The following is a 19959-nucleotide window of genomic DNA, read 5'->3' as shown; positions in this document are numbered from 1 at the left end:
AGTTAGACAATGGGCTTACGGCGATAGAATAGCAAGCCAGGCATCGCAAGACCAACTGCTAATCCAGCGATAATAAACATTGCCTTTAAGAAGTTCTCCATCAACATCGCCACCAATTCAGGGCTGTAGCCTCGGTGGTTCAATTCAACTAAAGCGATCATCGCTTTAAAAGCAAATACCCCAGGGACCATTGGAATCAAAGCGGCAACGGTAAATACTTTTGGGTGAGCAAGAAAGCGGTGTGACCAATGAACGCCAACCATACTCACGATCATGGCTGCAAAGAAGGTTGCCCACTCTATCGGAATGCCAAAGTGCATCATCAAGTAACGTGAACCATGACCTATCGCTCCCCCTAACGCACAATACATCAGGGCTTTCTGTGGCACGTTGAAAACCAAAGCAAACCCAACAGCGGGGATGGCAGCAAACAACATGTCGTTGAGCAAACCTAACAGCAGTTCTATTGAGATCATGCTACCCACCCCCAAACACCGACTAAGCTCATGGCGGCTACGATTCCTAAACTGGTTGCTAAGGTGAGAAGACTTGCCATAACAAAGCGCGCAATGCCCATATTGATGTAGCCCTTGAGCATATCCGCTACAGAGTTAATCAAAGGGAAACCAGGGACGAGCATCAAAACAGATGATGCCATAACGATCGAAGGGGAGTTTCCGATGTCATAAATCACCGCCTGAGCGGAAACGGCGGTAGTGACAAAAGCGGTCGCGGCAAAGTTCAAAAGTGGATTAAAGTGACGATGACCAATTTCTTGTCGAACAACCATACCCGTAGCAGACGCAATAAACGTCATCACAAATACCGCCCAATCTCCCCCAGCTAAACGACTGAACGCCGCGCACGACAAACCGATCATGAATACCACTAACCAGCGGTTATAGCGTTCAGGACTGATCTGGTTGAGTTTCTTCTGAGCCATTGTTGAGTCAATGATGCCACGCTCTAACATAATACAGATGCGCTGCACTTGAGTGATAGCCCGCATGTTGATCCCTCTGTCAGGACATCGGCGAGCGGTCGTGATGCAGTGTTCTTGGTAGACAGTCGTTACCACCAAAGAACTGGCAGACAGAGAAACCTCAACTTCATCCATGCCTGATGCCATACCAAAACGGCGCATCAAGTCACCAACTAATGTACTTTCAGCGCCGTGAGCTAACAGCATTTGCCCTGCTTGGGCGATCATGCGGGAAACGGCGCGTTGCTTAGATGCCATATAACAATCCTACTCCTTTAGAATCCGGCTATTGTCCTCGGAATTGCAACATCATGATTTGATTTAGACACAAAAAAGCCGCAATAGTCATTGCGGCTTAGATATAGTTTCACTGATTAGTCACGAACGTAGACAACGTGGCCGTCATCTTCTTCGTCGTCCCAATCATCCCAGTCGTCATCATCTTCAGTGATCACGTCTTTACCGGCCATCGCATCTTTGTGGTAATCATCCCACATGAAGTCAACTTTCTCTTCTTCAGAAAGCTCTTCTTCTTCACGAGGTAGATTTTCCATAAAGTCAGCCAGCTTATAACAAAGCTCTTTAGTACCTTGACGATTCACCGCTGAAATCTTGTAGTAATCCTCTTCCCAACCAAGTGCATCAAGAATATTTTGGATTACTTCGTTAGCTTCTTCTTCTGGCATCAGATCGACTTTATTGAAGATCAACCAACGTGGTTTATCAGCCAGTTTTTCACTGTACTGCTCAAGCTCATCAATGATCGTCAATGCATTCTGAACAGGATCAGATTGATCAATCGGCATAATGTCGATCATATGCAAAAGCACTCGACAACGCTCTAGGTGCTTCAAGAAACGAATGCCAAGTCCAGCACCGTCCGCAGCGCCTTCGATCAAGCCTGGAATATCAGCAACGACAAAGCTCTTCTCAGGGACCACACTCACTACCCCTAGGCTCGGGATAAGTGTTGTAAACGGGTAATCTGCAACTTTTGGTTTCGCCGCAGACACCGCTCGAATAAATGTCGACTTACCCGCATTCGGTAGGCCTAGCATGCCCACATCAGCAAGTAGCAGTAGCTCTAAGCGAATCTCACGGATTTCACCTTTAGTACCTAGCGTCTTTTGACGTGGCGCTCGGTTTACTGACGATTTAAAACGCGTGTTACCCAGACCATGCCAACCGCCTTTCGCGATCATCACTTTCTTACCATGCTCCGCCACTTCTGCAACGATTTCATTGGTATGGATATCAACTGCACGTGTACCAACTGGAACACGCAATACATTGTCTTTGCCGCGCTTACCTGTACAGTTACCGCCACGACCGTTTTCACCACGTTCTGCTTCATAGAAGCGTTGGAAACGGTAATCGATCAAGGTATTTAGGTTTTCGTCAGCTTGGATGTATACATCGCCGCCATCGCCACCATCACCACCATCAGGGCCACCTTTCGCAACGAATTTCTCTCGCCAGAAACTCACTACACCGTTACCGCCATCACCGGCTTGAACTTTTACTACCGCTTCATCAACGAATTTCATCTCTTACTCCGCCCTTTTGCTATGTGTCATAGCTGCGTTGCAAATATCATCTCAAACTCCACCAAGTGAAGTGAATGATACAAATTCTAGCAGATTCCAATCTCAGACTGATCACCTTAGATCTGTAATGTTCTGCTACTGGAACAAATATGAAGGGACTCTTTACCAGAGTGCCTTAGTATTCATTCCGCAATGTTGGCAAACTCAAGTCACCATAAATAAAAAACCCCGCCGAATCGGCAGGGCTTTTGAATTCAGCTTGAAAGCTAATGAATAAATTAAACTAGGTTTAATTACTCAGCTTCGATGCTAACGAATTTACGGTTTTTAGGACCTTTCACTTCGAACTTCACTTTACCTTCAGTAAGAGCGAATAGAGTGTGGTCTTTACCGATACCAACGTTAGTACCAGCGTGGAACTTAGTACCACGTTGACGAACGATGATGTTACCTGCAAGAACAGACTCACCACCGAAACGCTTAACACCTAGACGTTTGCTTTCTGAATCGCGGCCGTTACGAGTAGAACCACCAGCTTTTTTGTGTGCCATTGTTAAACTCTCCTAATCGATTAAGCGTTGATACCAGTGATTTTCACTTCCGTGAACCACTGACGGTGACCTTGTTGCTTACGAGAGTGCTTACGACGACGGAACTTAACGATTTTAACTTTATCGCCACGACCGTGTTGTACAACTTCAGCAACTACTTTACCGCCCTCTACTAGAGGAGCGCCAACTTTAACATCTTCGCCGTTAGCAACAAGAAGAACTTTATCAAATTCTACAGTTGCACCAGTTTCAACGTCTAATTTCTCTAAACGAAGAGTTTGACCTTCGCTTACACGGTGTTGTTTACCACCAGATTGGAAAACAGCGTACATATCTTACTCCGCTTTTTCCGCACAGCCATATGCATATTAAATGAGCATCTTGGGTGTGCGCTAAACTAATCATCAATAGGGCGCAGATTCTACAGAAGAGATCTCCCTATGACAAGCCATATTTTGAAAAAATTGGCGAAAAGCTGTTCGCCAATTAAAAGTGCGGCAATCATGCCCGTTAAGCATGTATTAATCAACGTTTTTTAGTGTATTATTCAGCGATTAAAGCAGATAAGAAGACCTTACAAGTTCTAACTTCAGCCGGATTTACCATGGATTTTAAAGCTATCCAAGCGCTAACTGCCGATGACATGGCAAAAGTGAATGAAACAATTCACGCCCAACTCAACTCAGACGTATCTTTAATCAACCAATTAGGTTTTTACATCATTAGTGGTGGTGGTAAGCGCATACGTCCATTGTTAGCAGTATTATCTGCTCGCGCTTTGGGTTATCAAGGAAACGCTCATACAACGGCGGCAGCCTTTATTGAGTTCATTCATACGGCGACGCTATTGCACGATGACGTCGTTGATGAATCTGACATGCGCCGCGGCAAAGCGACCGCAAATGCGGCATTTGGTAATGCTGCTAGCGTATTAGTTGGTGACTTTATCTACACACGCTCTTTTCAGATGATGACAGAACTAGGATCCATGAAGATCCTAAAGCTCATGAGTGACGCTGTTAATGTGATTGCAGAAGGTGAAGTTCAGCAGCTAATGAACTGCAACGATCCTGACACAACTGAAGAGATCTATATGGACGTGATCTATTCAAAAACGGCACGTCTGTTTGAAGCCGCGACACAGATCGGTGCGATTCTTAATGATGCGCCTGAAGACGTGGAGACTGCCCTACAAAACTACGGCAAATATTTAGGCACGGCATTCCAGCTCATTGACGATGTTATGGACTACACGTCAGACGGTGAAGAAATGGGGAAAAATGTCGGCGATGATCTTGCAGAAGGTAAACCGACTCTGCCTCTGCTATACGCGATGCGTCATGGCAATGACGCGCAAGTTGCCATGATTCGTGAAGCAATTGAAAAAGCGAATGGCATGGAAAAACTCACTGAGATTCTAGCGGCCATGGAAGAAACTGGCTCGTTAGAGTACACACGCCAAAAAGCTTACCAAGAAGCAGATAAAGCCATTGCAGAGCTTAGTGTGCTTGAAGAGTCTGAGTATAAGCAAGCGCTAGTCACACTTGCACATATGGCGGTTCACCGAACCAGTTAAGAGTGCAGTGCCTAAAAACAGCAGATACAACAACGGGAACCTTAGGTTCCCGTTTTACCTCTTAAGGTGAGGTATTCCAGATCAGCAATTGCGAAGGTAAATTGACTGGCTATCTTCCATAGGAGTCTATCGCTCATCTCGGTTCGATAACCCTACCCGCCTAGACACATTAGCAATGAAACTTTGGTTTAGATGCAAAATTAGTATATTTTGTGAGCGATATATTTTTTAATAAAATTAATTAATCATCGTTACATTGTCGCTCACCAACATTACCGCAATAGAGTTAAGTGTCATTCAACTGTCACCTGAATGTCATTCAGAACTCACTAAGTTGAAGCTTCCCTGTCACAACTTACTCATAACCTCTTCTACAGAACTCAATCATCTGTGAGGATATATGGAAGTTTCGAGCCCTTTTCGTCTCCCTCAAAAAACACCATTCCGCTTAGGCGAACAGTTTACCGAGTGGGCCACTGGCCTGTCTCAGTTAGATAAGTTTTATGCCCAACGTCCAGCAGGCTGCTCCACTCAAACATTTCTCCGCTTTACTTTAGAAGTGCTAGGGATCGACTACCAAGTCGTAAAAGGTGGGCTTGGAAACATTCCATCATCGGGTGCAACCGTCGTAGTCGCTAACCATCCACTAGGCTGTGTGGAAGGCGTTATCCTTGCTGAGCTTTTGTTGCAAGTACGCCCTGATGTTCAAATTCTCGCCAACCACCATCTTAAAACCGTACCTGAGCTAGACGAATTATTCATTGGCGTCGATGTGTTTGAGGGCAATACCGCTAAACAGGCCAACTTGAAGGCGCTTCGCCATGCTCACCAACACCTAGAACAAGGTGGACTCCTCTTGTTATTCCCAGCAGGCGAAGTTTCTCAACTCATCAACAGCAAAGAAGCGTATCTAGAGGACAAGCAATGGAGCCGATCTGTCAGTCGCCTGATTCGAAAGTCCTCAGCCACCGCCGTTCCGGTTTTTATCGATGGTCAAAACACGAAACGCTTTTATTTCGCTGGCAAAGTTCACCCACTGCTAAGAACTTTGATGTTAGGGCGTGAGCTGCTCAACAAACGGGAGCAATGCATCAACATCTCGCTGGGCAATGCGATTCAATATAGAGAACTCAAAGGGCTCAGCGATGATCAAATGACCCAATATTTGCGTCTTAATACCTATGTGCTTCAAAGCTCATCGACCTCTGCCCGACATCAGCAACAAACGCCGATAGAACCCATTGCTCAACCACTGCCTCTAACGGATCGATTAAATGATCTTGCACGTCTGCATGAAGATCACCATTTACTATCTAGTGGCGACTTTGATGTATATTGCTGCCGATCTGACGAAATCCCCGCGCTGATGCATGAAATTGGCCGTTTACGTGAAGCCAATTTCAGGAAAGTTGGAGAAGGCACAGGCCGCAGCATTGATCTTGATGAGTTTGATCGCGACTACTTACAGCTGTTTATTTGGGATAAACAACACCAACGCTTGGTTGGTGCATACAGACTCGGACTTGTCGATAAACTCATTGAAAAAGGTGGGTTATCTACACTGTATTCGAAAACACTCTTCCGATTTGACCAACCCTTTATTGACAGTATGGGCCCGGCGATTGAAATGGGGCGCTCTGTAATCGATGAACACTACCAAAAAACCATGGCTCCCCTATTGTTGCTCTGGAAAGGCATCGCCACTTTTGTTCAGCGCAACCCTCACTACACTCACCTATTTGGTCCAGTCAGTATCAGCAACGACTACAGTGAACAAGCAAGGCAACTGCTAGCAGAAACCATGACGCTGCATTATTACAACTCTGACGTTGCCGCATTTGTTACGCCTTCAAATCCACTCCCGACAAAGAGTCATCACTGGAATACTTCCATGCTGACTGCTTTAGGTGATATTCAATTACTCTCGAAAGTGATTTCACGTATGGATGAGGGTAAAGGCGTGCCGGTTTTACTGCGCCAATATCTTGGATTGAATGGAAAGCTGATTGCTTTCAACGTCGATCCCGCCTTCAACAATGCGCTAGACGGTTTGATCATGGTCGATCTTAGAAATGTTCCAGTAAAAACCTTAGCACGGTACATGGGAGTTCAACACGCTCAGCAATATCTCTCTTATCACGCCGAACGCTAACTATGCTCAGTGCTGCGTGACCTATGCAGCACTTTTACTATCAAGATAATCTTCTTTTAGCGTATCTATTTGTGCTCATATATTGCACAACCATCACTTACCACTATGCACTCTCACCAAGAAGTGTTTCCAACGCGGTACCTTATCTTATCTAGCAGCGGCTCAGTAGAACAAAATTAGATTGACGAAAAATTCACCAAAGGAAAAGCTAGCCTTTGATGATAAACACAACAACAAGGAAGTCGTAAAGTCATGCTGCCAAAACAAAAATTCCTCCGTCCGTTGCTAATAGGCGCCGCCACGCTCTCTTTAGCGTCCGCCTCATTTGTCAGTTTTGCCGCCGATAAAGTCTACCGCCTAAAACTTGCCGAAACATGGGGACCAAATACCCCTATCTTGGGCGATGCGACAAAAAACATGGCGAAGCTGGCAGAAGAGATGTCCAATGGACGCCTGCAAATTCGCATCGATTCTGCCAATAAACACAAAGCCCCTCTGGGTATTTTTGACATGGTTAAATCTGGCCAATACGACTTGGGGCATTCCAGCTCTTACTACTGGAAGGGTAAAGTACCCAACACCCTATACTTCTCTTCTATGCCATTTGGCATGATTTCAACGGAGCAGTACGCTTGGTTCTACCGCGGAGGCGGTATGGAATTGATGGAAAAAGTCTACGCTCCACATAACTTGCTCTCTTTTCCTGGAGGTAACTCCGATATTCAAATGGGTGGATGGTTTAAAAAAGAGATCAACTCAGTCGATGATCTGAAAGGGCTAAAAATCCGCATCCCGGGGTTTGCAGGAGAAGTGATGGCAAAAGTCGGCGCTGCGCCAACGAATATTGCCCCTGGTGAACTGTATACCTCTTTAGAGCGCGGCACGATCGACGCACTAGAATGGGTAGGTCCTGCATTCGATTTGCGTATGGGCTTTCAAAAAATAGCGCCGTACTACTACACCGCATGGCATGAACCAGGCTCGGAAACCCAATTCCTCGTAAACAAAAACAAATGGGACTCACTACCAAAAGATCTGCAAACGATCTTAGAAACCGCGTTCCGCGTCGCTGCATTTGATATGTACACTCAAGCCGTCGATGCCAATGCAAACAGCTGGGCAACCATGAGTGCAGAGTACCCTGACATCAAGGTTCGAGACTTCCCACCAGAAGTACTCAAAGCGATGCAAACAGCCACCGCAGAGTTACTCGAAGAGCAAGCGAACAGTGACGCTCTCGCTAAAGAGATCATTGAATCGCAAAAGCAATACCTAACGAAAGTACGCGCTTGGACCGATATTTCTTCAAAAGCGTATCTTGAGGCTAACTAGCGAATAAATGGCAAGGGCAACCTTGCCATTTTTCAACCCGCACATCAGATTATCCAACCTCACTTACGTCACCCATTTATGTTGCTAAATTTCACAAAACAGCAAAATAAGACGTAGATCACAATGCACATTTAGATAGCACCACGGTGAAACGTGATGAAAATCTCACTTTAAGTTTATTCGATAAAAACAAAAACAATAAAGGTGATTTAGATCACCATACATTTAAATTTTCAAATTTTTAAAATGAGATCTTAGTTATTTAATTTTTATTGACAAATTTAAAGTTTAAAATTTGTATTAAAATTACGTTGTAAAAACGAGATGAAAATCACGAAGAAATACGTTGGAGGTAGGTATTTACGAGGTGGTGATCACAAAAAACCCGTCGTCAGTTCCAGAATGAATTTGTGTGGTAAATTGATTGAGAACTAAGCAATCAAGCGGTTTTGGCGAACCGTACTACTACAATATTCATCAGAACATCGAACGGGGAACTGTTATGATATCACCAGATGCTAAGATCAAGATACAAAATTTTGGTCGTTTTCTATCTAACATGGTAATGCCTAACATCGGCGCGTTTATCGCGTGGGGCTTTATCACTGCTCTATTTATCCCAACTGGATGGCTACCTAACGAAACGTTAGCCTCTATGGTTGGTCCTATGATTACCTACTTGCTGCCACTACTTATCGGTTACACCGGTGGTAAATTAGTTGGTGGCGATCGTGGGGCGGTCGTCGGCGCAATCACAACAATGGGTGTCATTGTCGGTACCGACATCCCAATGTTTATGGGCGCGATGATGGTTGGCCCGATGGGCGGCTGGGCGATCAAGAAATTCGATAACTACATCGACGGTAAAGTAAAAAGCGGCTTTGAAATGTTGGTCAACAACTTCTCTGCCGGCATCATCGGTATGGCGTGTGCGATCCTCGCTTTCTTCTTTATCGGGCCATTTGTCAAAGTGTTATCTGGCGGCTTGGCTGCTGGCGTAAACTTCCTGGTGTCAGCGCATTTACTGCCTTTAACCTCTATTTTTGTTGAACCAGCGAAGATCCTGTTCCTAAATAACGCGATCAACCACGGAATTTTCTCTCCACTGGGTATTCAACAAGCGTCTGAAGCTGGTCAATCGATCTTCTTCCTAATCGAAGCAAACCCAGGTCCTGGTCTAGGTATCCTTCTAGCGTACATGGTGTTTGGTAAGGGTACAGCTCGTCAAACAGCAGGTGGTGCATCAATCATCCACTTCTTCGGCGGTATCCACGAGATTTACTTCCCATACATCCTAATGAACCCTCGTCTAATCCTTGCGGCTATCGCAGGTGGTATGACTGGCGTATTCGTTCTAACTATCTTTAACGCAGGTATCGTTTCTCCAGCATCACCAGGTTCAATCTTTGCAATCTTGTTGATGACTCAGAAAGGCTCAATCGTTGGTGTACTAGCGTCTATCGCAGCAGCAGCAGGCGTGTCATTCGCCGTAGCAGCACTGCTAATGAAGACACAAACGTCAACAGAAGAAGACGGCGATGAAGCAGCACTAGAAAAAGCAACATCACAAATGAAAGACATGAAATCTGCATCTAAAAACGATGCGGTGGTAAACAGCCAAAGCAAAGGTGACGTAGACCTAGCGACAGTACAAAGCATCATTGTCGCTTGTGATGCGGGCATGGGCTCGAGTGCAATGGGCGCGAGTATGCTACGCAAAAAGGTTCAAGACGCAGGTCTGAACATCCACGTAACCAACCTTGCCATTAACAGCTTACCAGAGAGTGCAGATATCGTGATTACTCATAAAGACTTAACGGATCGTGCACGTAAGCATGCTCCAAACGCACACCACATTTCATTGACGAACTTCCTAGACAGCGAAATGTACAACCAGCTAGTCACCAAACTACTAGCAGCACAAAACCAATCCGCAGCCAATGACGACCAGATGGTAAAAGTGTCCGTCATGGCGGCGAACGACGACAGCTTTGAGCCACAACAACCATCGGTATTCCAAATCCAGCGTGAGAACATTCACCTAGGTTTGAAAGCAGCCAACAAAGAAGAAGCCATTCGCTTTGCAGGCAACAAATTGGTTGAACTTGGCTACGCAGAACCAGAATACGTAGACGCGATGTTTGAACGTGAAGCATTGGTTCCCACTTACCTAGGCGAATCTATAGCAGTACCTCACGGCACGGTAGAAGCGAAAGACCGCGTGAAGAAAACCGGCATTGTAATCTGCCAATACCCATCGGGTATCCAATTTACTGAAGACGACGATGATGTAGCGAAACTGGTTATCGGCATTGCCGCTAAGAACGATGAGCACATCCAGGTGATTACCACCATTACCAACGCGCTCGATGAGCCGGAGTCGATTGAAAAGCTAACCAGCACCAACGATGTGGAAGAGATTCTAAACATCCTTGGCGGCCAGCAAGCGGCTTAATCACTCCCTTTAATTTGCTCCTGAGCAAACCGAGGTCAGCTGTCACCCCCTATGCGGTTGGCCTCACCCTAAATTCGTTTAGTCAACATTTCAGACATTGGTAGGTAAGAACTATGAAAAACGCAGTTCATTTTGGCGCAGGTAACATTGGTCGTGGCTTCATCGGTAAACTATTAGCAGACGCGGAAGTCGAGGTGACATTTGCAGACGTTGATGCACCACTCGTCGATCAGCTGAGCCACAAGCAAGAATACAAAGTAAAAGTGGTCGGTACTGAGTGCCAAATCGACACAGTAACTCACGTCACCGCGGTTAACTCAGCCAGTGAAGATGTCATCGACCGCATTGTAAAAACCGACTTGGTAACAACAGCGGTTGGCCCTAACGTACTGGACATCATTGCAAAAACCATCGCTACCGGCATTGCTAAACGCTTTGCAGCAGGTAACGATAAACCATTGAACATCATCGCGTGTGAAAACATGGTTCGTGGCACCACACACCTCAAAGGTGAAGTGTACAAACACTTAGATGGATCATTGCACGCAAAAGCAGACGAGCTCGTTGGCTTTGTCGATTCAGCGGTAGACCGCATCGTGCCACCAGCAGAAGCGGCGAACGATGATCCACTAGAAGTGACGGTAGAAAGCTTTAGCGAATGGATTGTGGATGAACAGCAATTCAAGGGCGAAATCCCTGACATCGCAGGCATGGAAAAAACCAACAACCTAATGGCGTTTGTAGAGCGTAAGCTGTTCACACTCAATACCGGTCACTGCATTACCGCTTACCTAGGTTGCTTGAAAGGCCATCGCACCATTCGTGAAGCGATTGAAGATCCAAGCATTCACGCTGAAGTGAAACAGGCGATGCAAGAAAGTGGAGAAGTACTGATCAAACGCTACGGCTTTGATCCCGACATGCACAATGCGTACATCGAAAAGATCCTAGGTCGTTTCGCTAACCCATTCTTAGTTGATGAAGTTGACCGTGTAGGCCGTCAACCAATTCGCAAATTAGGTGCCAACGATAGATTAGTGAAGCCGTTACTCGGTACAATTGAGTATGGCACTGAAAATCAAACACTTTTGAAAGGCATTGCCGCTGCATTGAAGTACACTAACGACACCGACCCACAAGCAGTAGAACTGCAAACCTCATTAAAAGAAGTGGGTGTGAAGCAGACGCTAGCAAAATACACTGGGCTAGCGGAAGAGAGTCTCGAAGTGGCAAAAATCGAATCCATTTTCGAAACATTATAATAAAACATTCAAGGAGGGGTTTGCGGACTCCTCCCTCACTAACAGCAATTTAGTTCAGTATATGGTAGACACTATCAATGAAACCGAGATTATCGAACGATTAAATAGCGCCCCTTCGGTACGCGGTTTTTTTATCGCTACCGTTGACGTATTTAATGAGTCGATCGACGCATTAATGCAGAGAATTTTCCAAAAAGATAACTTCGCTGTGCAATCTGTGGTTGGTCCATTACTCCATGACACAGGTCCACTTGGTGATCTTTCTGTCCGCCTAAAACTACTTTTTGGTTTAGGGGTACTTCCCAACCAGGTTTATCACGACATCGAAGACATAATCAAAATAAAGAACACGTTAAACAGTGATACCTCCGATTATGAATTCACCGATCCAAACGTGTTAGAACCGATTAAGAAGCTCAACTTGGCAAGTAAAATGGGAATGGTTCAGTTGGAAGTGACCGAACCTGACGACGACATTGACCTCGAGTTTTATCAACTTCAACTGCAACGACAGCAGCAGATCATAAAATCAGGGCTCTCACTTGCGATTGTTGAGATTTGTAACGAACTCAACAAAGAGAGCCCATTCTAACGCCACTTCCTATCGCAACGCCTCTAGCAAACCGATAAATCATAGCAGTCAATCACCTCAAACATATCGCTAAGCGCTTGATTCATTTCCCCAGAGACAAAAAAGCCGAGGACAAAGCCTCGGCTAAATCGAGTTATATCACAATTACTCAACCGTTACCGCTTTCGCTAGGTTACGAGGTTGGTCTACGTCCGTACCTTTGATCAATGCTACGTAGTAAGACAGTAGCTGCATTGGGATGGTGTAGTAGATCGCTGCTGTGATTTCACTCACGTGTGGCATGGTGATGATCTTCATGGTCTCATCACCTTCGAAGCCTGCGTCCGCATCTGCGAATACGTAAAGCAGACCGCCACGCGCACGTACTTCTTCAACGTTTGATTTCAGCTTCTCTAGAAGATCGTTGCTTGGTGCAACAACCACTACGGGCATATCTGCATCGATCAACGCTAAAGGACCGTGTTTCAGTTCACCCGCTGCGTACGCTTCTGCGTGAATGTAAGAGATCTCTTTCAGTTTTAGAGACGCTTCCATCGCGATTGGGTAGAACTCACCACGACCTAGGAATAGTGTGTGATGTTTATCAGCAAAGTCTGGTGCGAGTGCTTCGATCTCTTTTTCGAAAGAGAGCGCTGCGTTGATTTGTTTCGGCAGAGCGTGAAGCGCTTCTACGATCTCTTTTTCTTTCTCTTTGCTGATGCGGTTTTGTTGCTTACCAAGAGCAGTTACCAGCATCAGTAGTGCAGAAAGCTGAGTCGTGAAGGCTTTGGTTGATGCCACACCGATTTCCACACCCGCGCGAGTCATAAATGCAAAGTCAGACTCACGAACCAAAGAAGAGCCCGCTACGTTACAGATGGTCATTGCCGCCATGTAACCCTTCTCTTTTGCTAGGCGAAGCGCTGCTAACGTATCGGCGGTTTCACCAGATTGAGAAAGCGTGATCAATAGGCTGTTTGGACGCGTCACAAACTTGCGGTAACGGAATTCAGACGCGATTTCTACGTCACAGCTCACGCCAGCAATGTCTTCAAACCAGTAACGCGCTGTCATACCCGCGTTGTAAGACGTACCACATGCCACGATCTGTACATGCTCAACTTTGCTTAGAATTTCTGTCGCGTTCACACCAATAGCTTCTGTAACAACAGAATCCGCAGTAAGGCGACCTTCCATTGTGTTGATCAGCGCCGTTGGTTGCTCGTAGATCTCTTTCTGCATGAAGTGACGGTACTGACCTTTGTCACCCGCATCGTGCTCAGCGTTTGATTCCGTAATTTCACGTTCTACACGCTCACCTGTTGCATCAAATACTGTTACTTCACGACGAGTGATCTCAGCAACATCACCTTCTTCGAGGTACATGAAACGGCGTGTTACGTTCAGTAGCGCAAGTTGGTCAGATGCCAGGAAATTTTCACCCACACCAAAACCAATCACGATTGGGCTACCAGAACGAGCAACAACGATGCGGGAAGGATCGTTACGATCCAGCGCTACCGTGCCGTATGCACCTTCCAGTTGTTTTGCTGTTTTTTGTACCGCTTCAAGCAGTGTTTCTGACGTGCGAAGTTCCCACTCCACCAGGTGAGCGATAACTTCCGTATCGGTTTGAGATTCAAATACGTAACCGCGAGATTGCAGCAATTCACGTAGCTCTTCGTGGTTTTCGATAATACCGTTGTGTACCACTGCGATGTCACCTGACATATGTGGGTGTGCGTTCACTTCTGAAGGTTCGCCGTGTGTTGCCCAGCGCGTGTGAGCAATGCCTGTTCCACCCACAACTTGCGCTGAATCGACGGCATCCGCGAGCTCTTGTACTTTACCGAGGCGACGAATACGCGTTAGGTTCGATTCGTGATCAACGATCGCAACCCCTGCCGAGTCATAACCGCGGTACTCTAAGCGACGTAATCCTTCTACTAAAATTTCAGCGACATCTCGTTGTGCAACAGCACCGACGATTCCACACATAATGGTAACTCCAATTTAATTTTCCGAGTGGCAACAAGCAAAGCCAAAAGCGGATCGGTTAATATTTGTTGATAATTTTTGCTTTAAGCGCAAATCACTGTGACGCCATGCGACTCAATAACTTGCTTAGATTCTGGTTCTAAATCTTTGTTAGTAATTAAAATATCGACGCTGTCCCAAGCCAGTTCCAAGTTAGGGATCTTTCGGCCGATCTTTTCAGATTCGACCATAACAATGACTTCTCGTGACACTTCTGCCATCACTTTGCTTAAGCCGACTAACTCATTAAAAGTCGTAGTACCGCGCTCCAAGTCAACGCCATCAGCCCCAATAAAGAGTTGGTCGAAGTCATACGATCTTAGAACAGATTCGGCGACTTGCCCCTGAAACGACTCCGAGTGCGCATCCCATGTCCCGCCAGTCATCAGCAAAGTGGGCTCACTCTCGAGTTCATTCAGCGCATTTGCCACGGTGAGCGAATTGGTCATCACCACAAGGCCACGCATTCCATCGAGTTGCTTAATCAGTGCCCCTGTCGTGCTGCCACTATCGATCACTATGCGATTGTGTTCACGAATCAATTTAGCGGCTGCTTCAGCAAGTTCATTCTTACGAATCGAAACATGTTGGCTCAATTCGTCGTTGACCACTTCTTTTGGTAATGCAATCGCGCCACCGTAACGACGCAGTAACTGACCATTTTTTTCAAGAGAAGCAAGATCCTTTCGTATCGTGACTTCAGAAGTTGAAAACTGAACCGATAGCTCTTCAACACTGACCTCACCTTTCTCATTCACCAAATTGGAAATCGCGTGTCTTCTTAGCTGAGTGTTTCGTTTCGACATTTATTGATTACTTAAAAGTTTCGAAGTGAAAGTTATTATAGTCAAGTCGAAAGATTTAAGTCCATTTATTTCGATCCAAAAAATTAATAAATAGCGATAAAACCTTGTCCTAAGACAATTCTTAAGCAGTGATATTGAAATCATTCGGTGGTAGAATGCGCCACCTAAAAGAAAAAAAATTACAGAATTGAACGTTATTTTTTTGCAACTAACTGCGTATATCCTAGGTTAGTCACATAAATGCTGAATAATAGCGCACCAGATTGGTCAGAAAATGACTAAACTTGGTGAAAGACTTTCAGTTTTGAAGTCACATGAATTTTGTCAGTTTACCTGTAAAAAGCAGGCACAAAATGCTCGGTAAACTGTTGAGACTTCCACAAGATTAACAACTTTCAAATTGTAACTATTATTGACCGGAGAGTATCTTCCATGAAAAAGACCAAAATCGTATGTACGATTGGCCCTAAAACTGAATCTGTAGAGAAGCTAACTGAGCTAGTAAACGCAGGCATGAACGTAATGCGCCTGAACTTCTCTCACGGTGACTACGAAGAGCACGGCACTCGTATCGCGAACTTCCGCAAAGTGATGGAAGAGTCTGGTAAGCAACTTGCAATCCTTCTAGACACTAAAGGTCCTGAAATCCGTACGATCAAACTAGAAAACGGCGACGACGTTGATCTAGTAGCTGGTCAAGAATTCACATTCACAACTGACATCTCAGTTGTGGGTAACAAAGACAAAGTAGCTGTAACTTACGCTGGCTTTGCGGCTGACCTAAACGTTGGTAACACTATCCTAGTAGACGACGGTCTAATCGAAATGGAAGTGATCGCAACAACTGAAACTGAAGTTAAGTGTAAAGTACTTAACAACGGTGCTCTAGGCGAAAACAAAGGTGTTAACCTTCCTGGCGTTTCTGTAAACCTACCTGCACTATCTGAAAAAGATAAGAACGACCTTAAGTTTGGTTGTGAGCAAGGCGTTGACTTCGTAGCTGCTTCTTTCATCCGTAAAGCTTCTGACGTTCAAGAAATCCGTGAAGTACTTGCTGCAAACGGCGGCGAGAACATCCACATCATCTCTAAGATCGAAAACCAAGAAGGTGTTGATAACTTCGACGAGATCCTAGAGCTTTCTGACGGCATCATGGTTGCTCGTGGTGACCTAGGTGTTGAAATCCCAGCTGAAGAAGTAATCTTCGCTCAGAAAATGATGATCGAGAAGTGTAACCGTGCACGTAAGATGGTTATCACTGCAACTCAAATGCTTGATTCTATGATCAACAACCCACGTCCTACTCGTGCGGAAGCTGGCGACGTTGCTAACGCTGTAATGGACGGTACTGACGCAGTAATGCTTTCTGGTGAAACTGCTAAAGGTAAGTACCCAGTTGAAGCAGTAACTATCATGGCTCAAATCGCGAACCGTACTGATTCAGCTCTAAAAGCTGAGCTAGGTTCTCGTCTAGACAGCCCACGTCTACGCATCACTGAAGCAGTATGTAAAGGCGCAGTAGACACAGCTGAGAAACTAGCTGCTCCACTTATCGTTGTTGCAACTGAAGGCGGTAAGTCTGCACGTTCAGTACGTAAGTACTTCCCAACTGCAAACATCCTAGCACTAACAACTAACACTAAGACTGCTGCACAGCTAGTTCTAACTAAAGGTGTAACTCCAGTTGTTGTTGAATCAATCGACAGCACTGACGCATTCTACGTAGCAGGTAAAGAGCTTGCTCTAGAATCTGGTCTAGGTAAAAAAGGCGATATCGTGGTTATGGTTTCTGGTGCTCTAGTCGCTTCAGGCACAACAAACACAGCGTCAGTACACGTTCTATAAGAATCTAGCACTTTCTTACCATTTGATAAAAAGAGGGCTAACGCCCTCTTTTTTTTATATATTCTGCTTGCTCCCATATTCGGTACGCTGTATTATCAAATTCAGCTAGCGGTACTTCATACCGTTAAATGGAATTAGTTGTATATCAGTATTATCAGTGAGTGAGGATTGGATTGTGCCTAGCCCAACATTGACAGATAAAGTCGCCAAGATGATTTATCTGGATATTTTAAGCGGTGAACTTAAACCTGGACAAAAACTCGTCGTTGCAGACCTCAAAGCCAAATACAACGTTGGCGCATCTCCTATCCGTGAAGCCTTAGTTCAGTTATCTTGGAGTAACTACGTCAACCTTGAACCTCAAAAAGGTTGTTGGGTTGCGGCCGTGACCGTCGAAGAGCTCACCGACCTCTACCAAAGCCTACGTTTTGTCGCGGCGGCGCTATTAAAGCAGGCGATTGAACATGGTGATGAGAACTGGGAACTGCAAGTCTTGACCTCTTTCCATAAACTTTCTCGCATCAAAAACGTGCAAGAAACCTTTGATTGGTCTGAATGGGAGGAACGTCAGCATCAATTCCATGTTTCGTTACTTGAAGGGGCGACTTCGAAGCAAATGCTGAACTTTTTCACTGATCTAATCAATCAAATCAAACGCTATCGCTATTTTGCGTTGGCCAATGGTTCAAGCTCAGAGATGTTCAACATCGATGAATACGAAAGCATCATGAAGCTGGTACTTTCTAAAGAAACTCAAAAAGCAACGGAAGTGTTTGAGCATCATCTAAATCGCTCAATGTCACATATTCAAGGCGCGATTGAGCAAGCTGCGTAATCAAATCATATACAAAAAAATCGAGCACTTCAGCTCGATTTTTTTATGCCACTTCTTCTGACGAACTGCAAACAGAGACCAAATTACGTCCCAACGTCTTAGATTCGTAAAGCGCGATATCGGCACACTTATAACTGCGCGTTCTGTCCGCAAGCAAATCCGTCACCCCTGCACTGATCGTGACAGAAAGGTCCGGTGCAATCTCAACGGCAACACGCAGTCGATTCAATGCCATTTCGGCTTCTGCAAGACTGGTATGCGGTAAGATCACCGCAAACTCCTCGCCACCAATTCGCGCAACGAAGTCAGTATCTCGCAGCGTGTCTTGCAAAATAACGCCGACGCGTTTGATTACGCGATCGCCTTCATCATGACCTTGCTGATCATTAACACGCTTGAAGTGGTCGATATCCAGCAGCGCTAAACATGTCGTCTGGCGAGGATAGCGGTCAACCAACTTCGCGTATTTACTCAGCTCAGATTCAAATTTGCGTCGGTTCCAAAGTTGGGTGAGTTCATCTTTTTCACTCAGAATTCGCAGCCGCTCTTCAAGCTTCTTACGCTCGGTAATATCAACCAATGAGCTAATGTAGTAACTCACGCGACCAGACTTCGATAACACGCTTTGAATTCTGAGTATTGCGGTCACTTCATCATCGCTATTGGGTTTTGAAAAGAGCACTTCGCCTTGCCAGTAATGGTCACGAGCAACATGTTCAAATATCTCTAACATCAACTCGAGTTGTTTATCACCGAGCAGTTTAGCCAACGTATTTTTTGAGGAGACCGAAGAGTGAGTTAATCCAGTCAATTGCACAAACTCATCGTTAACCATTATGGTACGGTGATTTCTGTCAGAGATGATCACAGCAGACATCCCACTGAGTGCGGCTCTCGCGAGTTGACTTTCAATACTGCGCTTTCGGTAGTGCATCACCAACCAAGTCGCAGGCACAACAAAAGCCAGCATCAAAAGGACAACCAAGATGGCTTGCTGAACAAGCTCACTGACGTCACGTTTAGTCAAGGCTTCGATCTGTTCGGGCCCCATTTGGATCACTAAGTAGAGCTTCTGATGCGGGGTCAATGAAATGCCGTTGTAAACCACTAAGGTACCATTCTCGATCAAATGACCTGAAGGTTGCTCCTTCATGGCACTCCAAGCCGTTGGCAGCTCTTTAGCTAAATTGTAGTGTTGCCTGCTTTCTATTAAATCCCCAAACAGCTTGCTCTGCTTCCCACTAGCAAGATAAAAGCCGTTCTCACCAATCAGTTCAGGTCTGAAAATTTCATCAGGTGAGTAGTTAAGCCGCGAAGCCAGATACCAAACATCAATATTGACCACCAAATAGCCATATTTCACCCCATCGACAAATACGGGAGTGAACAACCTCAACGTCGGTTGATAAGGCACGCTGATGTTGCCGCCTTCACGTTGCAGATCGATTTCTGATGCCCCAACTTGGTTCTCTTTTAGCTGCGAAGCAAACTGAAAATAGTCCCGCTGCGATACGTTATACAGTGTTTCAGCGACTGCTACCTGTTCATTTCCTTGGTAGTAGTTAATTTGTACTTGCTCGTTGCCCTGCAAATCGACATAGCGAATCTGTGTATACCAGCGCTGATTCAAGGCAACAGAGCGCCACACTTCTTCCACTACACGTTTGTTTTCATTGGAAGGATCCTGCACGTAATCGTAAAGGTTTCGACTGTGAGAAAGCAGCTCAATAATGGAAAGGAATTGACTGCGGAAAGAGAGATATTCACGCTCACTGTATTCGAGCTGATGAGCCGCTTGCCTTGCAGTTTGATCAATAACTTGATCTTTTAGCTGATAAAACTTTTGTAAGTAGTAAGTGGTTACTATCACCGTAAATGTAAGCGTAGTGGCTAATAAATACGAGAAAACATATTTACGACGCATTGATACCACTACTCCTAATCATTTGGCTGATCAGTATACCACTTACCAGAGTGTGGGTTAAAGTTTGGGGCTGCCACACCTAAA

General features: G+C 45.4%; 16 protein-coding genes. 8 read left to right on the top strand and 8 right to left on the bottom strand.

Going from position 1 to position 19959, the window contains the following annotated elements:
* Positions 1-2: 2 nt before the first annotated feature.
* The 5 genes from U9J37_RS13640 to rplU form a co-directional block, all read right to left on the bottom strand.
* Positions 3-476, bottom strand: a complete 474-nt coding sequence (locus U9J37_RS13640) for a threonine/serine exporter family protein (RefSeq protein ID WP_005476885.1) — start codon at positions 474-476, stop codon at positions 3-5.
* A complete protein-coding gene (locus U9J37_RS13635) occupies positions 473-1240 on the bottom strand; it encodes a threonine/serine exporter family protein (RefSeq protein WP_005476874.1) in 768 nt (255 codons plus the stop codon). Before U9J37_RS13635 ends, U9J37_RS13640 begins: the two co-directional genes overlap by 4 nt.
* Positions 1241-1356: 116 nt before the next feature.
* Positions 1357-2529, bottom strand: a complete 1173-nt coding sequence (cgtA, locus tag U9J37_RS13630) for an Obg family GTPase CgtA (RefSeq protein WP_038191352.1) — start codon at positions 2527-2529, stop codon at positions 1357-1359.
* A 293-nt stretch (positions 2530-2822) separates the two neighbouring features.
* Positions 2823-3080, bottom strand: coding sequence for a 50S ribosomal protein L27 (gene rpmA, locus U9J37_RS13625; RefSeq protein ID WP_004409945.1), 258 nt, complete (start codon positions 3078-3080; stop codon positions 2823-2825).
* Positions 3081-3100: 20 nt separating this feature from the next.
* Entirely contained in the window at positions 3101-3412 is a 312-nt protein-coding gene (rplU, locus tag U9J37_RS13620; protein ID WP_008072988.1) for a 50S ribosomal protein L21, read from the bottom strand.
* 272 nt (positions 3413-3684) lie between these two features.
* Between rplU and ispB the strand changes: the two genes are divergently transcribed.
* The 6 genes from ispB (at position 3685) to U9J37_RS13590 (ending at position 12449) form a co-directional block, all read left to right on the top strand.
* Positions 3685-4656, top strand: coding sequence for an octaprenyl diphosphate synthase (gene ispB, locus U9J37_RS13615; RefSeq protein ID WP_322413835.1), 972 nt, complete (start codon positions 3685-3687; stop codon positions 4654-4656).
* Between the two features lie 400 nt (positions 4657-5056).
* A complete protein-coding gene (locus U9J37_RS13610) occupies positions 5057-6808 on the top strand; it encodes a bifunctional lysophospholipid acyltransferase family protein/GNAT family N-acetyltransferase (RefSeq protein WP_322413834.1) in 1752 nt (583 codons plus the stop codon).
* A 252-nt stretch (positions 6809-7060) separates the two neighbouring features.
* Positions 7061-8140, top strand: coding sequence for a TRAP transporter substrate-binding protein (locus U9J37_RS13605; RefSeq protein WP_005475213.1), 1080 nt, complete (start codon positions 7061-7063; stop codon positions 8138-8140).
* A gap of 502 nt (positions 8141-8642) precedes the next feature.
* Positions 8643-10595 (top strand): PTS mannitol transporter subunit IICBA, encoded by a 1953-nt coding sequence (locus U9J37_RS13600; protein WP_043887282.1) that lies wholly within the window; start codon positions 8643-8645, stop codon positions 10593-10595.
* Positions 10596-10708: 113 nt separating this feature from the next.
* Positions 10709-11857, top strand: a complete 1149-nt coding sequence (locus tag U9J37_RS13595; protein ID WP_005475146.1) for a mannitol-1-phosphate 5-dehydrogenase — start codon at positions 10709-10711, stop codon at positions 11855-11857.
* 61 nt (positions 11858-11918) lie between these two features.
* Positions 11919-12449 carry an MltR family transcriptional regulator gene (locus tag U9J37_RS13590; RefSeq protein ID WP_005475233.1) on the top strand — a complete coding sequence of 177 codons (531 nt, stop codon included), beginning with the start codon at positions 11919-11921 and terminating at the stop codon, positions 12447-12449.
* Positions 12450-12593: 144 nt separating this feature from the next.
* Here U9J37_RS13590 and glmS read toward each other — a convergent pair whose 3' ends face one another.
* Both glmS and U9J37_RS13580 read right to left on the bottom strand, forming a co-directional pair.
* Positions 12594-14426: a glutamine--fructose-6-phosphate transaminase (isomerizing) gene (gene glmS / locus U9J37_RS13585; protein ID WP_005475150.1), complete on the bottom strand. Its 1833-nt coding sequence runs from the start codon at positions 14424-14426 to the stop codon at positions 12594-12596.
* Between the two features lie 83 nt (positions 14427-14509).
* Positions 14510-15271 (bottom strand): DeoR/GlpR family DNA-binding transcription regulator, encoded by a 762-nt coding sequence (locus U9J37_RS13580; RefSeq protein WP_005475142.1) that lies wholly within the window; start codon positions 15269-15271, stop codon positions 14510-14512.
* A gap of 432 nt (positions 15272-15703) precedes the next feature.
* Here U9J37_RS13580 and pykF point away from each other — a divergent pair, with 432 nt between their 5' ends.
* Together pykF and U9J37_RS13570 are read left to right on the top strand one after the other, a co-directional pair.
* Positions 15704-17116: a pyruvate kinase PykF gene (gene pykF, locus U9J37_RS13575; RefSeq protein WP_005475201.1), complete on the top strand. Its 1413-nt coding sequence runs from the start codon at positions 15704-15706 to the stop codon at positions 17114-17116.
* Positions 17117-17327: 211 nt separating this feature from the next.
* Positions 17328-17951: a GntR family transcriptional regulator gene (locus U9J37_RS13570; RefSeq protein WP_038137932.1), complete on the top strand. Its 624-nt coding sequence runs from the start codon at positions 17328-17330 to the stop codon at positions 17949-17951.
* Positions 17952-17994: 43 nt separating this feature from the next.
* Here the strand turns inward: U9J37_RS13570 and U9J37_RS13565 are convergent, their stop codons facing one another.
* Entirely contained in the window at positions 17995-19875 is a 1881-nt protein-coding gene (locus U9J37_RS13565) for a sensor domain-containing diguanylate cyclase (RefSeq protein ID WP_005475222.1), read from the bottom strand.
* Positions 19876-19959 lie beyond the last annotated feature (84 nt).

The organism is Vibrio sp. 16, assembly GCF_963681195.1.
In the GTDB taxonomy this organism is placed as follows: domain Bacteria; phylum Pseudomonadota; class Gammaproteobacteria; order Enterobacterales; family Vibrionaceae; genus Vibrio; species Vibrio sinaloensis_D.
This window is presented reverse-complemented; position numbering and strand designations above follow the sequence as displayed.